Annotated in this window: 14 protein-coding genes; 11 read left to right on the forward strand and 3 right to left on the reverse strand. The window is 64.2% G+C overall.

Translation table 11 applies throughout. From position 1 onward, the window contains the following. Window positions 1–266: 266 nt before the first annotated feature. Together PQQ95_RS19475 and PQQ95_RS19480 are read left to right on the forward strand one after the other, a co-directional pair. Entirely contained in the window at window positions 267–1,232 is a 966-nt protein-coding gene (locus PQQ95_RS19475; protein WP_408439393.1) for a polysaccharide deacetylase family protein, read from the forward strand. A 2-nt stretch (window positions 1,233–1,234) separates the two neighbouring features. Then, window positions 1,235–1,984: a GntR family transcriptional regulator gene (locus tag PQQ95_RS19480; protein WP_408439580.1), complete on the forward strand. Its 750-nt coding sequence runs from the start codon at window positions 1,235–1,237 to the stop codon at window positions 1,982–1,984. A 30-nt stretch (window positions 1,985–2,014) separates the two neighbouring features. On the opposite strand, the gene PQQ95_RS19485 is transcribed toward PQQ95_RS19480, so the two are convergent. Genes PQQ95_RS19485 through PQQ95_RS19495 form a run of 3 tightly spaced genes read right to left on the reverse strand, consistent with a single transcriptional unit; the run spans window position 2,015 to window position 5,599 of the window. After that, window positions 2,015–3,601 carry a gamma-glutamyltransferase family protein gene (locus tag PQQ95_RS19485; RefSeq protein WP_408439394.1) on the reverse strand — a complete coding sequence of 529 codons (1,587 nt, stop codon included), beginning with the start codon at window positions 3,599–3,601 and terminating at the stop codon, window positions 2,015–2,017. Window positions 3,602–3,611: 10 nt separating this feature from the next. Beyond that, complete coding sequence (locus tag PQQ95_RS19490; protein ID WP_408439396.1) at window positions 3,612–4,802, reverse strand: amidase; 1,191 nt, start codon at window positions 4,800–4,802, stop codon at window positions 3,612–3,614. Continuing rightward, window positions 4,799–5,599 (reverse strand): cysteine hydrolase family protein, encoded by an 801-nt coding sequence (locus PQQ95_RS19495; protein WP_408439399.1) that lies wholly within the window; start codon window positions 5,597–5,599, stop codon window positions 4,799–4,801. The genes PQQ95_RS19490 and PQQ95_RS19495 overlap by 4 nt, the downstream gene beginning before the upstream one ends. A gap of 208 nt (window positions 5,600–5,807) precedes the next feature. Here PQQ95_RS19495 and PQQ95_RS19500 point away from each other — a divergent pair, with 208 nt between their 5' ends. The 9 genes from PQQ95_RS19500 (at window position 5,808) to PQQ95_RS19540 (ending at window position 16,673) form a co-directional block, all read left to right on the forward strand. After that, window positions 5,808–6,785 carry a BMP family protein gene (locus PQQ95_RS19500; protein WP_408439402.1) on the forward strand — a complete coding sequence of 326 codons (978 nt, stop codon included), beginning with the start codon at window positions 5,808–5,810 and terminating at the stop codon, window positions 6,783–6,785. 121 nt (window positions 6,786–6,906) lie between these two features. After that, window positions 6,907–8,499, forward strand: a complete 1,593-nt coding sequence (locus PQQ95_RS19505; protein WP_408439583.1) for an ABC transporter ATP-binding protein — start codon at window positions 6,907–6,909, stop codon at window positions 8,497–8,499. Next, the gene (locus tag PQQ95_RS19510) at window positions 8,496–9,593 is read left to right on the forward strand and encodes an ABC transporter permease (RefSeq protein WP_408439405.1); all 1,098 of its coding nucleotides are present in this window, start codon (window positions 8,496–8,498) and stop codon (window positions 9,591–9,593) included. The genes PQQ95_RS19505 and PQQ95_RS19510 overlap by 4 nt, the downstream gene beginning before the upstream one ends. Further along, window positions 9,593–10,510, forward strand: coding sequence for an ABC transporter permease (locus PQQ95_RS19515; RefSeq protein WP_408439407.1), 918 nt, complete (start codon window positions 9,593–9,595; stop codon window positions 10,508–10,510). The genes PQQ95_RS19510 and PQQ95_RS19515 overlap by 1 nt, the downstream gene beginning before the upstream one ends. An 85-nt stretch (window positions 10,511–10,595) precedes the next feature. Then, window positions 10,596–11,282, forward strand: a complete 687-nt coding sequence (locus tag PQQ95_RS19520; protein WP_408439410.1) for a TetR/AcrR family transcriptional regulator — start codon at window positions 10,596–10,598, stop codon at window positions 11,280–11,282. 249 nt (window positions 11,283–11,531) lie between these two features. Then, window positions 11,532–13,421 carry an allophanate hydrolase gene (gene atzF / locus PQQ95_RS19525; RefSeq protein ID WP_408439413.1) on the forward strand — a complete coding sequence of 630 codons (1,890 nt, stop codon included), beginning with the start codon at window positions 11,532–11,534 and terminating at the stop codon, window positions 13,419–13,421. 62 nt (window positions 13,422–13,483) lie between these two features. Further along, window positions 13,484–14,581 (forward strand): BMP family ABC transporter substrate-binding protein, encoded by a 1,098-nt coding sequence (locus PQQ95_RS19530; RefSeq protein ID WP_408439416.1) that lies wholly within the window; start codon window positions 13,484–13,486, stop codon window positions 14,579–14,581. A gap of 57 nt (window positions 14,582–14,638) precedes the next feature. Then, entirely contained in the window at window positions 14,639–15,754 is a 1,116-nt protein-coding gene (locus tag PQQ95_RS19535) for an ABC transporter permease (RefSeq protein WP_408439419.1), read from the forward strand. Further along, complete coding sequence (locus tag PQQ95_RS19540) at window positions 15,747–16,673, forward strand: ABC transporter permease (RefSeq protein ID WP_408439422.1); 927 nt, start codon at window positions 15,747–15,749, stop codon at window positions 16,671–16,673. Before PQQ95_RS19535 ends, PQQ95_RS19540 begins: the two co-directional genes overlap by 8 nt. Window positions 16,674–16,680: the final 7 nt, after the last annotated feature.

Here is a 16,680-nt window from a genome sequence, read left to right on the forward strand (position 1 = left end):
CGCCACGCTTGGGCGAGACCATCCAAATGCAAGACATGTGCCATCCGTCGCATCGTGATGCCCGCCGATTGCAAACGTGCCGGTGTGCTTAACGTCGACGAGTTGGCTCATATATTGCAAACGATCCGCAGCGTCGATCGTCTGCGATCAAGCAGAATCTTTTGCGCAATCGCGGTGCGTCTTCGGTCCGTCCCGGGGCATGATCCGGCCAACTCGGTTCATCCGGGGCGCCACGCGCCGCTTTTCGTTACTCACCGCTTCCTTATATGAACGACACACGAAACAGGCCCGCAGCAGAGAATCGCGCCCGTCAATCGATCGCCACGCATGGCCGCTTCGCGTATCGCCCGATCACGGACAGCGACGCATTCCGCTGGCCCGGCGATAGCGGGCTTGCGGTCTACCTCGGCTTCAACATCGAACACTTTGCGTTCGGCGAGGGACTCGGCGCCGCGCTCGGCCCGATCTCGCCGCAACCGGACGTGCTGAACCATAGCTGGCGCGAGTACGGCAATCGCGTGGGCGCGTGGCGCTGCATCGAACTGTTCGACCAACTGGACCTGCCGGCGGGCACGCTGATCAATACCGCGCTCTACGATCATTGCCCCGAGCTGGTCGCGGCTTGCGTGGCGCGCGGCGACGAACTGATCGGCCATGGACACACCAATGCGCATCGGCAAAGCGATCTCGACGAAACCGGCGAACGCGAGTTGCTTCTGCATTGCCGCGAACGTATCGCCGAAGCCTCCGGCACGCCGCCACAGGGCTGGCTCTCGCCATGGATCTCCGAATCGCACCTGACGCCCGATCTGCTGGCTGAGACCGGTTATCGCTACACGCTGAACTGGTGTCACGACGATCGTCCGGTGCGCATGGCCACACGTGGCGGCCCGCTGTGGTCGATTCCGTATCCGCAGGAACTCAACGATCTGCCGATGATGGTAGGCCGCCATATGGATGGCCGCGCGTTTGCCGATATGATCGTCGACCAGTTCGACGAGATGCTCGGACAGGCCAATCGCGGTGCCCAGCCGCAGGCACTCGTAATGGGCATTGCGCTGCATCCTTATCTGGTGGGCCAACCCTACCGGCTGCGGCATCTGCGCCGCGCGCTCGCGCATATCGCCGCGGCGCGGGCAAAGGGCGACGTATGGATAACGACGCCAGGCGCGATCGCACGTCATATGGACGAACTGGAGCGGGACGGCATGCTGCGCCCGGCGCTCGCATGAGCCTGAATCCGAAAGCCCGCGCGGCCACCGCAAAGAAAGCGCCGAAGGACGAAGCGGACGTCGACGCGCGCATCTATCAATCGATCTTCGACGGCGTGCTGAATCATCGTTTGACGCCCGGCACGAAACTGCCCGAGCCGGAGTTGTGCCAGCTGTTCGGCGTGGGCCGCGCAGTCGTGCGACGGGTGCTGGAAAAGCTCGCCTACGACGGCATTGTCGTGCTGCGGCCCAACAAGGGCGCGGTGATCGCCGAGCCGACGCCGGAGGAGACGCGCGAGATTTTCGAGGCGCGGCGCTCCATCGAACGCATGCTGGTCGAGTTGGCTGTGCAGCGCGCGAGTGCGAAGGACATCAAGGCCCTGCGCCAGCAACTGGCGAGCGAGCACGAGGCGATGCATCGCTTCGATCAGCCTTCGTGGGCCACGCTCGCCAGTGGTTTTCATATGCGCATCGCCGCGCTCGCCGGCAACTCGATTCTGCAAAACTATCTGAAGGAGCTGGTGTCGCGCTGCTCGCTGATTGTCGGCGTGTATGAACCGCCGGGGCACGCGCCGTGCGAGCACGCGGAGCATGCGACCATTGTCGATTGCATCGAGGCGCGCGATGCCGCGGGCGCAATGGCCCATATGGAAGCGCATCTCCGCGATATCGAGGAGCGCATCGAAACATCGCGGATGCGCGGCGAGAAAAGCCTCGGCCAGTTGCTCGGTATCACCGGCTACGCCAACGCTTCGGCGCGGGCGGCTACGTGACGGCGCGCGGCCGCCGTATGCCCGGCTGACTCAAACGCCAAGCGCGCGGCCGTCGCTGCGCGGATCGTGAGCGCCCGAAGCCGCGCCATCCGGCTCGATACGGATCACGCCTGGGTGCCCCGCCAAGGGACTCTGCGCCGGAATAACACTCACCTCATGTCCGCGTGCAGCGAGTCCGGCGAATACGCCGGCGCCGGCGTCTTCTTCGAGCTTCAACGCATCACGCGTATCGGAGAAAGTCTTGCCCAGCAGAAAGCGCGGACGGGCGAGGGCGGTGAGCGGGTCCATCCCATAGTCGATCAGGCGCGTGAGAATCGCGGCTAGCGTTTGTGGCTGACCGTCGGCGCCTTGCGTGCCGAACAGCAGGTGCGGCCGGCCATCCTTCAGATACATGCCGGGGTTGAGCGTATGGAACGGCCGCTTGCCCGGTTGCACGACGTTGTGATGCATGGGATTCGTGCTGAACGACGCGCCGCGGTTGTGCCAGAGAATCCCTGTATCGCCCGCCACCACGCCGCTCCCCCAGTCGAAGTAAACCGTTTGCAGAACGCTGACGCTGCGGCCTTCGCTATCCGTCGCGCCGATAAACACCGTGTCGCCCGGGCGAAACACATGCGGCCATGCGCGTGCGGCATGTAGATTGATCGAGCGTGCATGCGTATCGAGCGCAGCAGGCGACAGCATGCCGTCGACCGGCACGGCGTTGAACTCAGGATCAGACACGAAACGGTCGCGGTCCATGAACGCGCATTTCACTGCTTCCACCAGCAGGTGGTAGTAATCGGCGCTGCCCTCGGCAATCCGCGCCACATCGAAACGATCGAGGATGCCCATGATCTGCAGTGTCGTCACACCTTGCGTCGGCGGCCGCATGCTGACCAGTTCGCCGCCACGATAAGCAACACGCAACGGCGCTTCATCGCGCGCGCGTGTTCGCGCCAGATCGCTCAACGTCAGCGGTGAGCCGGCCTCGCGCAATCCGCTTGCGATCCGCTCGGCCAGTTCGCCCTCGTAGAATTCGCGCGCGCCGAAGCGTGCAATTCGCTCAAGGCTCCTTGCCAACGCAGGCTGCACGAAGCGTTCGGCGATGGCGGGAATGCGGCCATGTGGCGCGAAAGTCGTCGAAAAGCCGGGCAGGGCGCGCAATTCGTCCGCCCGCATGCTTTGCCAGAAATGTTGCGAAGGCGTGACGGGAAAGCCATCGGTTGCATATTCCAGCGCGCGGTCGAACAGCGACGACCACGATTGCGTGCCGCCCCATGCGTCCTTGCTGATCTCATATGCCTGATGCCAGCTGTCGACGGTCGCGGCCGTGGTGAGTGCGGAGACCGCACCGCGCGTCGGAATCGCGCCTGTGAACGCAGGCAGGTGCTGTGCAGCCTGGCCGATGCCCGATACGGTGCGCAACATTCCATGCCGGTCGCCGATCACCCAGAAAGCGTCGCCGCCGAGTCCGGTGAAATGCGGATACGTGACGCACAGCGCCGCACCGATTGCGATCGCGGCTTCGATCGCGTTGCCGCCCGCGCGCAGAATGTCGAGGCCCGCGGCGCTGGCAACGGCGTGCGGGCTGGTGACCATGCCGCGCGCGCTGCTGGCGAGTTTCAGATTGTGCATCAATGCTCCGCTACTGAAGGTTCGCCAAGGTGTGCTGCGAATAGAGCGCTCTCGCGAGGGCAAGCAACGCGCGATCGCTGCCGCGCGCGCCGATGATCGACAGCGCAAGCGGACGGTCGATTGCATCCGTGAACGGCAGCGTGATTTGCGGCAGGCCGCCAATCGCGGCGATCGAGTTCATCGTAAGCGCATCTTCATAGAAGCGGCCGATTGCGGCGCCCGGCGCGTCTTTCGGTAGCAGCGCATTGGGCGTGGTCGGCATGACCAGCACGGTATCAGGCTCGAACATCGCATCGAGCCTGCTGCGTAATTCGCGCTGAGTGGCGCGCCATTGCGTGGCCTGCCCACGATCGAGCCGCTCCAGCTGCGCAAAGCGGGCCGCAATGGATGGGCCGAAACGCGGCCGCGTCGAACGGATCCAGTCGCCGAGCGAGATGTCGATTTCAAGGTCCTGCACGGCCTGATAACACGCAAGCCAGCGTGCCGCGTCCGTGGCGAATAGATCGACCGCGGTGTCCGCGCCTAACGATTCAGCGAGCGTATCGAGACGTAAGGCATCGTCGGGCTCGTTGCGTGCACGCGCAGCGAACGCCTCGGCGACGCGAACCAGGCGAAACGGCTGCCCGGACGAGGAAGCTGCAGAGGCCGCTTCCGGCAACAAGACGTCGCCCACCGCGGCAAGCACATCGATCGACCGCGCGAACCAGCCGACCGTGTCGAAGCACGGCGCGAAGGGCAACACACCCTCAAGCGAAATCGCATCGTGACTCGGCCGCATCCCCCATAGTCCGCAGAACGCCGCGGGAACGCGCACCGAGCCACCGGTATCGGTGCCTAATGCAAAGTCCACCTCACCGCCGGCCACCGCTGATGCAGAGCCGCTCGACGATCCGCCCGGCAACGCATGCGGCCAACGGGGATTGAGCGGTGTGCCGTCGTGATGGTTCGCGCCTTCGAGGCTATAGGCGAGTTCGTCGGTGATCGTCTTGCCGTCGAGCGTCGCGCCGGCAGCCAGCAGCGCGTCGACACAGGGCGCATGACAACGCGCTGCCACATGGCTCGCCCGCCAGTCAGGATTACCGCCGCCGGTGGTCACGCCCGCGACGTCGATCAGATCCTTCACCGCAAATCGCAGGCCGTCGAGCGGCCCGCTCGCCGTCGCCGGCACCCGTACGCGTGGGCCAGAGATAAACGCACTCATGCGGCATCCACCAAAGCATCGACGATGCGCGTCGAATCGGTGACGAAGCCAAAGCACTTCTTCACGTTCCAGACGGCCGCATCCGTGCAGAACGCAGGCGACGACGTCGCGCAGCAGTCTTCCACCAGCACGCAGCCATAGCCGAGAAAGTTGGCGTCGGTCAGCGAATGCAGCACGCACTGATCGGTGTTCACGCCCGCGAACATCACCGTGCGAATGCCGAGATTGCGCAGGATGCTGTCGAGCGGCGTGTCCCAGAAGCCGCTGATGCGGTACTTGTCCACGCAGATGTCCTCGGGCAAGGGTTTGAGTTCGTCGACCACGGCGGCCGCCCACGAATCCTTCTCAAGCACGTGCGAGCCGTTGCTCGCGAGCGGCTCGCCAAGGCCTGTGCCAGTGCCGGTCGGCTTATATAGATGCAACTGGTTCGGCGGCATGTTGGCGAGGTCGGGCCGGTTGCCCCAATTGACCCAGATAACCGGCACGCCGCGGTGACGCAGAACCGGCAGCAGGCGCTGCAATGGTGCAATCGGCGCACGGTCGGCCTCGAAATTTCCCCCAATCTGGGCAACCCATCCTCCGTTGGTGCAGAAATCATTCTGCATGTCGATGACGACGATTGCCGTGCTGCGCAGGTCGATGCGCACGTTTTGCGGTTCGCACGGCAGCGTCGCGACGACCGGTTCGGGCAGCGGCAACGACATGTCGACCAGTTTCTCGCTGGCGCTCCAGCGATAGCGTCCGTCGCGGCCCAACTGGCCGGAAACGCTTGTGCCATATGCGTCGTGTTGTTTCATCGGAGGTTCTCCAAGGTGTCTGAATCGCCATAAAAAAGGTGTTGCCCGGACCTTCCCGCACGGCGCGTTTGCGGCGCGCAGTCCGCTGTTTCGAGCAGATCGGAACGAAGTCCGGCGCCTGTCAAAAGCACGACATGGCATCGAAGTTGCATCAGTTTCGTTCATGAATAACCTACTTACCCAAACTCAACGCAAGAGGAATGCCAGAATGTCGATCGCCAAGTTCAAAACCCTCGCCACCTGTGCCGTCGCGCTCGCCGTATCCGCCAGCGCGACGCATGCCCTCGCTGCCGATCCGTTGCGGGTCGGCGTGCTGATTCCCGGTTCGAAATCGGACAAGGGCTGGATGGAATCCGGCTACGACGGACTCGTTGCCGCGCAGAAGGAACTCGGTCCGAAGCTCAAGACGCAGATGATCGAAAACATCAATTACGCCGACATGGAACAGGCGCTGACCAACCTCGCGTCGAAGAACCAGTTGGTGATCGGTGTAGGCGGACAGACCCAGGCGTCGGTGCTGAAGATCGCGAAGCGCTTTCCCAATGTGAAGTTCGCGGTCGTCGGCGGCAACAAGGGGCAGGACATGCCGCCGAACGTGGCGGGCTATGACGTCAAGCAGGCGGAGATCGCTTACGTCGCCGGCGCGGCCGCGGCGATGCTGTCGAAGAATGGTGCGGTCAGCTACGTGGGTGGCATGGAGATTCCGTCTATCGTCAACGCCGGCAAGGAGTTCGGCAACGGCGCGCGCTCGATCAATCCGAAGATCAAGTACTTCGAGAGCTATACGGGCGACTTCGACAACGTGTCGAAAGCGAAAGAGGCCACGCTGGCGGCCATCTCTCAGGGCGCGGACGTTCACTATCACATTCTCAATCTCGGCTTGCGCGGCATGGAGCAGGCGGCCAACGAAAAGCACACGCATGTGATCGGCAGCTATACCGACCGTTGCGGCACGGACCCGCTGTATATCGCGTATTCGATTACCGGTGTCGGCTATCAGGTGCAGTATGCAATCGACCAGATGGCGGCCGGCACGTGGCAGCCGGGCTATAAGGCGTTCGGCCTGGCAATGGGGCCGAAGGCGTCGGGCATGGTTGTCTGCAAGCCGACGCCGGAGATGTCGACGAAAATCAGGCAGATCGAAGAGGACATCGAGAGCGGCAAGATCAAGGTCTCGGAAGGCTGATATGGATGCCACTCCCGCTTCTGTCGCTTCTACCACTTTTGCCGCTCGCGCAACGGCGCTGGCCGGTGTGGGTACCGGCACCCACGCCAGTCACGATGCGCCGCGCACCGCGGTACTGCGCATGCATGGCATCGGCAAGCGCTTCGGCCCATTCCAGGCGTTGAGCGACGTGTCGCTCGAACTGTTTGCGGGCGAAGTGCATTGCCTTCTGGGCGAGAACGGCGCCGGCAAATCGACACTGTGCAACGTGATGTTCGGCGTGCATCAGCCCGATGCGGGTTCAATGTGGCTGGACGGCGAGCCGTATCAGCCGCACAGTCCGCGCGACGCGCTCGCGCACGGCATCGCGATGGTGCATCAGCATTTCAGTCTCGTCGAAGACGTGAGCGTGCTCGACAACCTGCTGCTCGGCCAGGTGCGCGGCTGGCTCGATCGCAGGCGCGAGGCTCAACGGGTGCGCGCGCTGGTGGCGGATCTCGGTCTGGCGCTTGAGCCGGAGGCGCGGGTCGCGGATCTGTCGGTCGGCGAAAAACAGCGCGTCGAGATCGTCAAATGTCTGATCCGTGAGCCTCGGCTGCTGGTGCTGGACGAGCCGACCGCCGTGCTGCTGCCGGCTGAAATCGATGCGTTGCTCGACACCTGTGCGCGGGTTGTCGCGCGTGGTTGCGCAGTTGTTCTGGTGACGCACAAGCTGGCGGAGATCCGCCGGATCGCCAGCCGCGCGACCGTGCTGCAAAGCGGCTGCGTGGTGGCCCGTTCGAGCACACCGTTAGCCGATGTCGATACGCTCGTGCGGGCCATGATTCAACGGCCGGGCCAGGAGGACCACGCAGCGGACCATGAATCGGACAGTGAAGCGGGCAGAGAAGCGGACCACGCCGCGGATCGCAACCCGAAGCCCGCGCCGGCGTCGCTGAAACCCCGCAGCGCGTCACCTTACGGCAGGCCGCTCGCCGACGAAGCCTTGCAGATCGACGGCCTGACGGTGCGTGATGCCGACGGTGTCACGCGTCTCGAAGACTGCACGCTGGTGGTCAACCGCAGCGAGATTGTCGGCATCGCAGGCGTGGAGGGCAACGGTCAGAGCGAACTCGGCGCGGTGCTGGCCGGTTTGCAGCGAGCGAGCGCCGGGCGCTTTTTCGTGCAGGGCAAGGACTGCACGCAGGCCGCGCCGCAGATGTTGACGAAGGCGGGTGTCGGCGTGGTGCCGGAAGACCGGCACGCGGTCGGCTGTGTGCCCGACATGAGCCTGACCGAAAACCTCTTTCTCAACCGCCTCGACGACTATGCGCGGCACGGCTTCATGCGCCGCCGCGCGATGCGGCGCGACGCCCGCGCGCTGATGCAGCGTTTCGATGTGCGCGCCGCGAGTCCCGACGTTGCGTTTCGCGGCCTGTCTGGCGGCAATCAGCAAAAAGCGGTGCTGGCGCGCGAGCTCACGCTCCAGGGCCTCGCCGTGCTGGTCGCGGCACAGCCTACGCGGGGTCTCGACGTCGGCGCGGTCGCCGCGGTATATGACCACATCCGCGCCGCGCGCGACCAGGGTGTCGGCGTATTGCTGATCTCGTCCGAACTCGACGAACTGATGGCGGTGGCCGACCGCGTCCTCGTCATGTATCGCGGCCGCATCATGGGCACCTGTGTGCCGGATGCGTCGCAACTCAATCTTCAACGCGAGCGCATTGGCGCATGGATGGCAGGCCAGACAGCATGATTCCCACGACTTCATCGACTTCATTGCCCGTCGCCTCATGGCGCGGTTCCCGGCGCGTGCGAACCGCTGTCGTGCTGGGGGGCGCTGCGCTTTTCGCGGTTGCGGCGGCGCTGGCGCTGATTGCAATCGTTCACGTGCCGCTCGGCGATGCGCTCGCCGCCTTCGCCGACGGCGCGTGGGGCTCGCCTTACGCGATCGGTGCATCGATCAACCGCAGCCTCGTGTTCGCGCTGGTGGGCAGCGGTTTCGTGCTGGCGAACCGCGCGCAGCTGACTAACGTCGGCGGTGAAGGGCAGATCGCGATGGGTGGTATCGCCGCCACCGCCGTCAGCCTCTATGGCCACGTCGCGCACTTGCCGTTCGGTCTTTCGTTCGTCGTGCCGATGCTGGCGGCCACGCTGGCCGGCGCGGCCTGGGGCGCGATTCCCGGTTGGCTGAAAGCGCGCGCCGGCACCAACGAGGTGATCAGCACCTTGCTGCTGACGTTCATCGCAGTGTGGTTTCTCTACTGGTGCGTGCAATCCGAAACGCTGCTGCGCCAACCGATGACCAACGCTGCCACGCTGCCCGAATCGCTGGACATTCCCGACTCGACCAAACTTCCGCTGCTTTGGAGTGCTAGCTCCGCGGGCTTGCATATCGGTTTGCCGATCACACTCGTACTGTGCATCGTGACGGCGCTGGTGCTGGTGTATAGCCGCTTCGGCATGCATCTGCGCGCGGTCGGCCTGAACGCGCTGGCGGCGCGGCGGGCCGGCATGCCGATCAAGTCCACGATCGTCGGCGCGCTGGCGCTGGCGGGTGCGCTCGGCGGTCTCGCGGGGGCGTTGATGCTGCAAGGCGATCAGTATTCGCTGAAAGCCGGCTTCTCGTCGGGTTATGGCTTTGACGGTCTCGTGGTCGGCTTGCTTGCGCGCGGCTCGATAACCGGTGTGTGCGCGGCGGCGTTGCTGTTCGGCTTTCTGCGTTCGGGGGGCATCAATATGGAAATGGTCGCATCCGTGCCGTCGGCGTTGGTACTGGTGGTGCAAGGCGTGGTGATCGTCGCGCTGGCCGGCGGGTCGCTGTGGCTCGAGCCGAAAGGAGCACGTTGATGAACGCGGAATTCGTAGCGGTTTTTGTCGGCTCCTCGATCCGGTTTGCCGCTCCGCTGATGCTGGCTTCGACCGGCGAACTGATCAGCGAGCGAGCCGGCGTGCTCAACATGAGCGTAGAGGGCATGATGCTGTCGGGCGCATTTCTCGGCGCGGCGGGCGCATGGGCCACCGGCAATGCGGCGCTCGGTCTGGCGATCGGCATGCTCGGCGTGCTGCCGATCGCGTTGCTGCAAGCGTTCCTGAGCGTGACGTTGCGCGCCAATCAGATCGTGACGGGCATCGGCATCAACATCCTGGCGCTCGGTGCGACGACGCTCGCGTATCGCGAACTGTTCGGCGAACGTTCGAGCGCGGTGATTCCCGGCCTCGCGCGCTGGTCGCCACCGGGTCTCGGTGCGATTCCGGTCATCGGCGAGCCCGTGTTTCATCAGGTGTGGCTCGTTTATCTCGGCCTCGCGATTCTGCTGGCAACCTCGCTCGTGATGCGGCGCACCGCGCTTGGTGTGGCACTGCACGCGGTGGGCGCCGCGCCGAGGTCGGTCGATCAATCGGGGCTGTCGGTGACGCGGCTGCGTTATGGCGCGGTGCTATTTTCAGGCGTCATGTCGGGCGCGGCCGGTTGCTTCATTTCGATCGGCGACATCCACACCTTCACCGAAGGGATGACCGGCGGCGCCGGCTATCTGGCGATTGCGGCGATCATCTTCGGCAACTGGAAGATCGGCCGCACAGCCGGCGCGTGTTTGCTGTTCGGCGCCGCGAGCGCGTTGCAGTTTCAGTTGCCGTTGATCGGCGTGCATGTGCCGACCGCGCTGCTGGTGATGCTGCCTTATCTGCTTGCGCTGATCGCAGTGGCAGGGCTGATCGGCCGGCAAACCGCGCCGCTCGCGCTGACCCAGCCGTTCCGGCGCTGAGGCCGCGTTTACAATCCTGTGAAGTCACGCAGCCCCTGACGCCTCCTTTTGACGCAACCCTGCCACCGCCAGGCTTTCCATCGATATGAAACGTGCTTCAGCCCGCTCGACCCCCGCTGTACCGGCCGTGCCTACGACCCAGCGTCAGAAGCTCGCTGCGGCGACCCGCCAGCGCATCTTCAGGATTGCGATCGCCGAGTTTTCCGACAAGGGGCTGAGCGGCGCGCGAGTGGAGACGATTGCGAGCCGCTCGAAGGTCAACATCCGGATGATCTACCACTACTTCGGCGGCAAGGAGGCGCTTTATCTGGAGGTGCTCGAGTTCGTGCTGGGGCGTCTGCGGGAAGCCGAACTCAAACTCAAACTCGATGTCGACCAGATCGAGCCGGTTACGGCCATCGTGCAACTCTACGATTTTATCGAGGGGCATTTCGCGGCCCATCCTGAACTGTCGAAGCTCCTGTCGTTCGAGAATCTGAACCGCGCGCGGGTGATGAAGCGGTCGACCGCGATTCCGGAAATGTCATCGCCGGTGTTGAGCCTGCTGCGCACGGTGATCGCGCGTGGCGAGAACGACGGCTCGTTGCGTAAGGATATGGACCCGCTTCACCTGTATGTCGCGCTTGTGAGTCTGTGTTCGTTTCACAAGTCGAACGCTTTTACCCTGTCGCGGATTTTCAACACCGACATGCTCGCCACGCAATGGCAGGAAGATCACAAGGCGCAAGCCCATGAGATGGTGCGCGCGTTCGTCTGCGCCGGCGCGCCGTAACGTCTGCAGCCCGCGCGCTGCGCGCCAGGTGCGAATGCAGGGCGCAGGAGCCCCGAGTTGGGGAGCGCTGCACCATGACGCACTGATCGAAGGGCGGCAGCGCGGTCCGGCCTCGCTGCCGGAAAATCGTCGAAAAACCATACCAGATAAGGCTGACAGCGTGTTTTAAGACGTTCGCAACGCACTTGGCATAGCTCCTGCTAATTTGAGTCCAAACTTGTATTCAAGATTGAACTCAAGGAAAAGCCAGTGCCTATTTCTTCGCCTCTGAAGGTTCGCAGTCTCCTCGCGGCGTATGCCGCCAAACGTCTTACGCCGACCGAAGTCGTGGCGTCGGCGCTTGCTCGCATCGTCGAAATCGACCGGCCGGAAGTCTGGATCCTGCGTGTTCCCGCAGCCGACGTGCAGGCCCGCGCCAACGCGCTCGAAGCGCTTTATAGAGAGCAGGGCAGCGCCGTGTTCGAACGGATGCCGCTGTTCGGCGTGCCGTTTGCCGTCAAGGACAATATCGACGTCGCCGGCTTGCCGACCACGGCCGCATGCGAGCCTTTCAGCTATACGCCGGACACCTCGGCGTTCGCCGTGCAACGGCTCATCGACGCGGGCGCAATCCTGATCGGCAAGACCAATCTCGACCAGTTCGCAACCGGCCTCGTCGGCACGCGTTCGCCGTATGGCGCGGTACGGCACACCGAGTTTCCACAGCGCGTGTCGGGCGGTTCTAGTTCCGGGTCGGCGGTTGCCGTCGCGGCGGGCTGCGTGGCCTTTTCGCTCGGCACCGATACGGCCGGATCAGGGCGCGTGCCGGCTGGCTTCAACGGGCTTGTCGGCCTGAAGCCGTCGCTCGGACTCGTCAGCAAGCGCGGTGTCGTGCCGGCGTGCCGCAGTCTCGACACAATCTCCGTGTTCGCGCACGACGTGGACGATGCGTGGCGCGTGTTCAGTGAAATCGCGTGCTTCGATCCGCTCGACGGTTATTCACGCAAGGTGCCGGCGCTCGGTCTCCTGCGTGGCGCACCGCGAATCGGTGTGCCGGATCATCTCGAGTTCTATGGCGACGCGGCGGCAAACCAGGCGTTCGCCGCCGCGCTCGATACGCTCTCGACCCGTCTGCATCTCGATCCCACGCCGATCGACTTCAAGCCGCTCAGGCAGGTCTCCGCGCTGCTCTATGACGGCCCCTGGGTGGCGGAAAGGCGCGCTGCGCTCGGTGCGTTTTTCGACACGCACCACGAAGCGATCAATTCCGTCGTCGCAACGGTGATCGGCAAAGCGGACCGCTACAGCGCTGCCGACGCGTTCAACGGCCAGTACGCACTCGCCGACCTGAAGCGCCACGCCGAACAGCTCTTCGAGACGATCGACATCCTGATCGTCCCGACCACGCCGACGCATCCGTTGATCGCGGACGTAGAGGCCAATCCCGTCGAGTTGAACAGCCAGCTCGGCTGCTACACGAACTTCGTCAATCTGCTCGATCTATGCGCGTTGGCCGTGCCGTGCCAGCGCCGTCACGATGGTTTGCCAGCCGGCGTCACCTTGATCGCGCCGAGCGGTGCGGACCGGCGTCTCGCTGAGTTGGGCGCGCGTATCCAGGCGTTGTTCGGGAGCGCTACCGAAGCCCACGACGAGAGTGAGACGGCGGCTTCACTCGCAGCCGGGGCCGTGACCGTGGCCGAAAAGAAAACCAGGACCACCGCAAACTCGATCGAACCGCTGCCGTTTCAGGAGCCGACTGTCACGCTCGCGGTAGTCGGCGCGCATCTGCGTGGCCAGCCGCTGAACTGGCAACTGCAGGCAGCCGGCGCGCGTTTTGTCGACGCGACCCAGACCGACGCCGCTTACTCGCTTTACGCACTTGCCAACACGCAGCCGCCGAAACCTGGGCTTGTGCGCGTCGCCAGCCAGCATGGCGCACCCATCGCCGTGGAAGTCTGGGAAATGCCGCTGCGCAGCTTCGGTCAATTCGTTGCCGACGTGCCCGCACCGCTCGGCATCGGCACCGTGCAACTCGCCAACGGCCTCACGGTGAAGGGCTTCATCTGCGAACCGTCGGCGGTAAGCGACGGCAGCGGCGCGCTGGACATTACCTCGTTTGGCGGCTGGCTCGCGTATCTCGACAGCCTGAATGTGAGCTGAACGTCAACGGAAGGCCGACTGAAGGCCAACGCTCTTCAACCCTCAACCAGGAATTGGACACCATGACCAGCCGCCGCAATTTCATCAAGAGCGCCAGTCTGTTGACGCTCGGCAACATCCTGCCGATCCAGTCGGTGTTTGCCGCGCCGAAGACGACGGTCGGCGTGATCTACGTCGGCGCGCGCAGCGACTACGGTTACAACCAGGCGCAGGCGAGCGCGGCCGCTGTCATCAAGAAGATGCCTGACGTGAAGGTGGTGGAAGAGGAGAACGTGCCCGAAACCATCGCCGTGCAGAAAACCATGGAAGCGATGATCGAACAGGACGGCGCCACGCTGATTTTCGCGACCTCGTTCGGTTACTTCGATCCGCATGTGCTGAAGATGGCGGCCAAATATCCGAAGGTGCGTTTCGCGCATTGCGGCGGTTTGTGGAAGCAGGGCAACCCGGCGAACATCACCAGCTACTTCGGCTATATCGACGAATGCCAGTACCTGAACGGCGTAGTGGCGGGCCATATGACGAAGAGCAAGAAACTCGGCTTCGTCGCTGCCAAACCGATTCCGCAGGTGCTGCGCAACATCAATTCGTTCACGCTCGGCGCGCAGTCCGTCGATCCGTCGATCACCACGCAGGTGATTTTCACGGGTGACTGGTCGATGCCCGTCAAGGAAGCGGAAGCCACCAACAGTCTGATCGATCAGGGTTGCGATGTGCTGACCTGTCACGTCGACGGTCCGAAGGTCGTCGTCGAAACGGCGGAAAAACGCGGGGCAATGAGTTGCGGTTACCACGCGAGCCAGGCGGCGCTCGCACCGAAAGGCTATCTGACCGGTGCGGAATGGGACTGGGCGACGCCGTACAAACAGCTTGTCGCGAGCGCGCAAGCCGGCACGCCGCAACCGAATGTGTTGCGCGGCGGCCTGAAAGAAGGCTTCGTGAAGATGTCGCCGTACGGCGCGAAAGTCACCGCGCAGGCGAAGCAGAATGCCGACTCGATCAAAAGCAGCATGGTGGCCGGCAATTTCGTGATCTTCAAAGGACCGATGAAGGACAACAAGGGCGGCACGGCGATCGCCTCCGGCGCGAGCCATATCCAGACCGACTACACGCTCGAAAGCATGAATTATCTGGTGGCAGGTGTCGTCGGCCAGATTTGATGGGGGCCTGCGTGGCTGGATGAGTGTGCGTGAGTTTGCCTGAGCGAAGGAGCCGTGATGCGTCCCAATGCCCCTACCGCGAGAGTGATGCTGTCGCTCTTGCCCGCGCTGCCGACCGCGTTGGCGGTGCTCGGCACGTTGCTGCTGTTCGCCTTGTTTCTGCTGGTGCAGGGGCAGCCGGCGCTCGATGCGATCGGGCTGATCTTTGAAGGCGCATTCGGTTCGTCATTTGCATGGCAGAGCACCTTGCTGCGGGCGTCACCGCTGATGTTGACCGCGCTGTGCGTCGCGCTGCCCGCCCAGGTCGGACTGATCGTGATTGGCGGCGAGGGCGCGCTCGCGCTCGGTGGCATGTGCGCGGCGATCGTCCCGCAGATGCTGCCGCATGGCGCGCCCTGGCTGATCGCCACGCCGTTGATGGCGATGGCCGGCATGCTGGCCGGCGGCATCTGGATCGGCGCGGTCGGCGCGTTGCGGCAGTGGCGCGGCGTCAACGAGACGATCAGCAGCCTGTTGATGTCGTATATCGCGATCGCACTCTTCAAGCATCTGGTGGAAGGGCCGCTGCGCGACCCGGCAAGCCTGAACAAACCGTCTACCTATCCGGTGCCCGACGCGATGATGATCGGCTCGATCCCCGGACTCGACACGCACTGGGGACTCTTCTGGGGCGTCGTCGCGTGCATCGCGGCGTGGGTGTTCGTGAAGTTCAGCACCAAGGGCTTCGCGATGCGCGTGGTGGGCGGCAGTCATCGCGCGGCGCGTCTGGTCGGCTTGCCGGTCAATCTGCTGGCCCTTGCCGCGTGCATATTGGGCGGTGCGGCGGCGGGACTCGGCGGCATGTTCGAAGTGGCGGCGGTGCAGGGCAGCGCGAATGCATCCTTGCTCGCGGGTTATGGCTATGCGGGCATCCTCGTCGCGTTTGCCGCCCGCCAGAATCCGCTCGCGATCATCGCGTGTGCGCTGATGATCGGCGGCATCGAGGCAAGCGGTTCCCTGCTGCAACGGCGGCTCGATCTTCCCGACGCCACCACGCTCGTCCTGCAAGGCCTGCTGTTCGCGAACCTGCTCGCGTGGGAAGCGCTCGGCGGGCGCATCGCCGCCTGGCGCGTGAAGCTGCAGGCCGCCGCGCAGGCCGACCTTCCCGTGCAACTGGAGCAGACCCATGCCTGATATGCACTCGCCTATCGCGATCCTGTTGCTGTCGTTGTTCGCCGGGGCGATCCGCGTCAGCACACCGTATCTGTTCGTCAGTCTCGGCGAGTGTCTGACCGAGAAGGGCGGCCGCGTGAATCTCGGCCTCGAAGGCATCCTCGTATCGGGTGCGATGAGCGGCTATGCCGGCGCTTTTTTGAGCGGCTCGCCGTGGGCCGGCGTGCTTGCTGCCGGTTTCGTCGGCTTGCTGCTCGGCTGTCTGCATGGCCTCGTGTGTTCGTTGCCGCGCGTGTCGGACATTGCGTTCGGTATCGCATTGATGCTGCTCGGCACCGGTCTCGCGTTCTATCTCGGCAAGCCCTTCATCGAACCGCAAGCGCCGATGCTGCCGTTCATCGATCTCGGCGCGTGGACCTCGTCGCCGCAGTTGCATAACGCGCTGCATATCAATCTGCTGTTCGTGATCGGCGTGGTGCTGGCCGTCGTTCTGCAATGGGGCTTGCGCAATACCCGGTGGGGCATGGTGCTGCGGCTCGTCGGCGATCACGCCGAGACGGCGCGCGCCATGGGCTATCCGCTCACGCGCGTGCGCATCGCCGCGACAGCCGTGGGCGGCGTGTTTGCGGGGATCGGCGGTGCGTATCTGTCGCTGGTCTATCCCGGCAGCTGGAATGAAGGGCTCTCCAGCGGACAAGGGCTGATGGCCGTCGCGCTGGTAATCTTCGCGCGTTGGCAGCCGTTGCGATGTCTGTGGGCCGCGTTGCTGTTCGGGGCGGCCGGTGCGCTCGGACCCGCGTTGCAGGCAATCGGCGTGACGAGCGGCTACTACCTCTATAACGCCGCGCCCTATGTGCTGACGCTCGCGATCATGATCGTCAATTGCCGTCCGGATCGCACGCTGGCTGGTGCGCCGGGGGAACTTAGCTTGACTCGCTGAAACCAGC

This window comes from Paraburkholderia caffeinilytica (assembly GCF_046030355.1).
GTDB lineage: Bacteria > Pseudomonadota > Gammaproteobacteria > Burkholderiales > Burkholderiaceae > Paraburkholderia > Paraburkholderia caffeinilytica_B.

Bases quoted from the DNA above. Each gene is read 5' to 3' on its own strand.
- PQQ95_RS19475 (WP_408439393.1), top strand. From the start codon at position 267: ATGAACGACACACGAAACAGGCCCGCAGCAGAGAATCGCGCCCGTCAA.
- PQQ95_RS19485 (WP_408439394.1), bottom strand. From the start codon at position 3,601: ATGCACAATCTGAAACTCGCCAGCAGCGCGCGCGGCATGGTCACCAGC.
- PQQ95_RS19490 (WP_408439396.1), bottom strand. From the start codon at position 4,802: ATGAGTGCGTTTATCTCTGGCCCACGCGTACGGGTGCCGGCGACGGCG.
- PQQ95_RS19495 (WP_408439399.1), bottom strand. From the start codon at position 5,599: ATGAAACAACACGACGCATATGGCACAAGCGTTTCCGGCCAGTTGGGC.
- PQQ95_RS19500 (WP_408439402.1), top strand. From the start codon at position 5,808: ATGTCGATCGCCAAGTTCAAAACCCTCGCCACCTGTGCCGTCGCGCTC.
- PQQ95_RS19505 (WP_408439583.1), top strand. From the start codon at position 6,907: ATGCATGGCATCGGCAAGCGCTTCGGCCCATTCCAGGCGTTGAGCGAC.
- PQQ95_RS19510 (WP_408439405.1), top strand. From the start codon at position 8,496: ATGATTCCCACGACTTCATCGACTTCATTGCCCGTCGCCTCATGGCGC.
- PQQ95_RS19515 (WP_408439407.1), top strand. From the start codon at position 9,593: ATGAACGCGGAATTCGTAGCGGTTTTTGTCGGCTCCTCGATCCGGTTT.
- PQQ95_RS19520 (WP_408439410.1), top strand. From the start codon at position 10,596: ATGAAACGTGCTTCAGCCCGCTCGACCCCCGCTGTACCGGCCGTGCCT.
- PQQ95_RS19530 (WP_408439416.1), top strand. From the start codon at position 13,484: ATGACCAGCCGCCGCAATTTCATCAAGAGCGCCAGTCTGTTGACGCTC.
- PQQ95_RS19535 (WP_408439419.1), top strand. From the start codon at position 14,639: ATGCGTCCCAATGCCCCTACCGCGAGAGTGATGCTGTCGCTCTTGCCC.
- PQQ95_RS19540 (WP_408439422.1), top strand. From the start codon at position 15,747: ATGCCTGATATGCACTCGCCTATCGCGATCCTGTTGCTGTCGTTGTTC.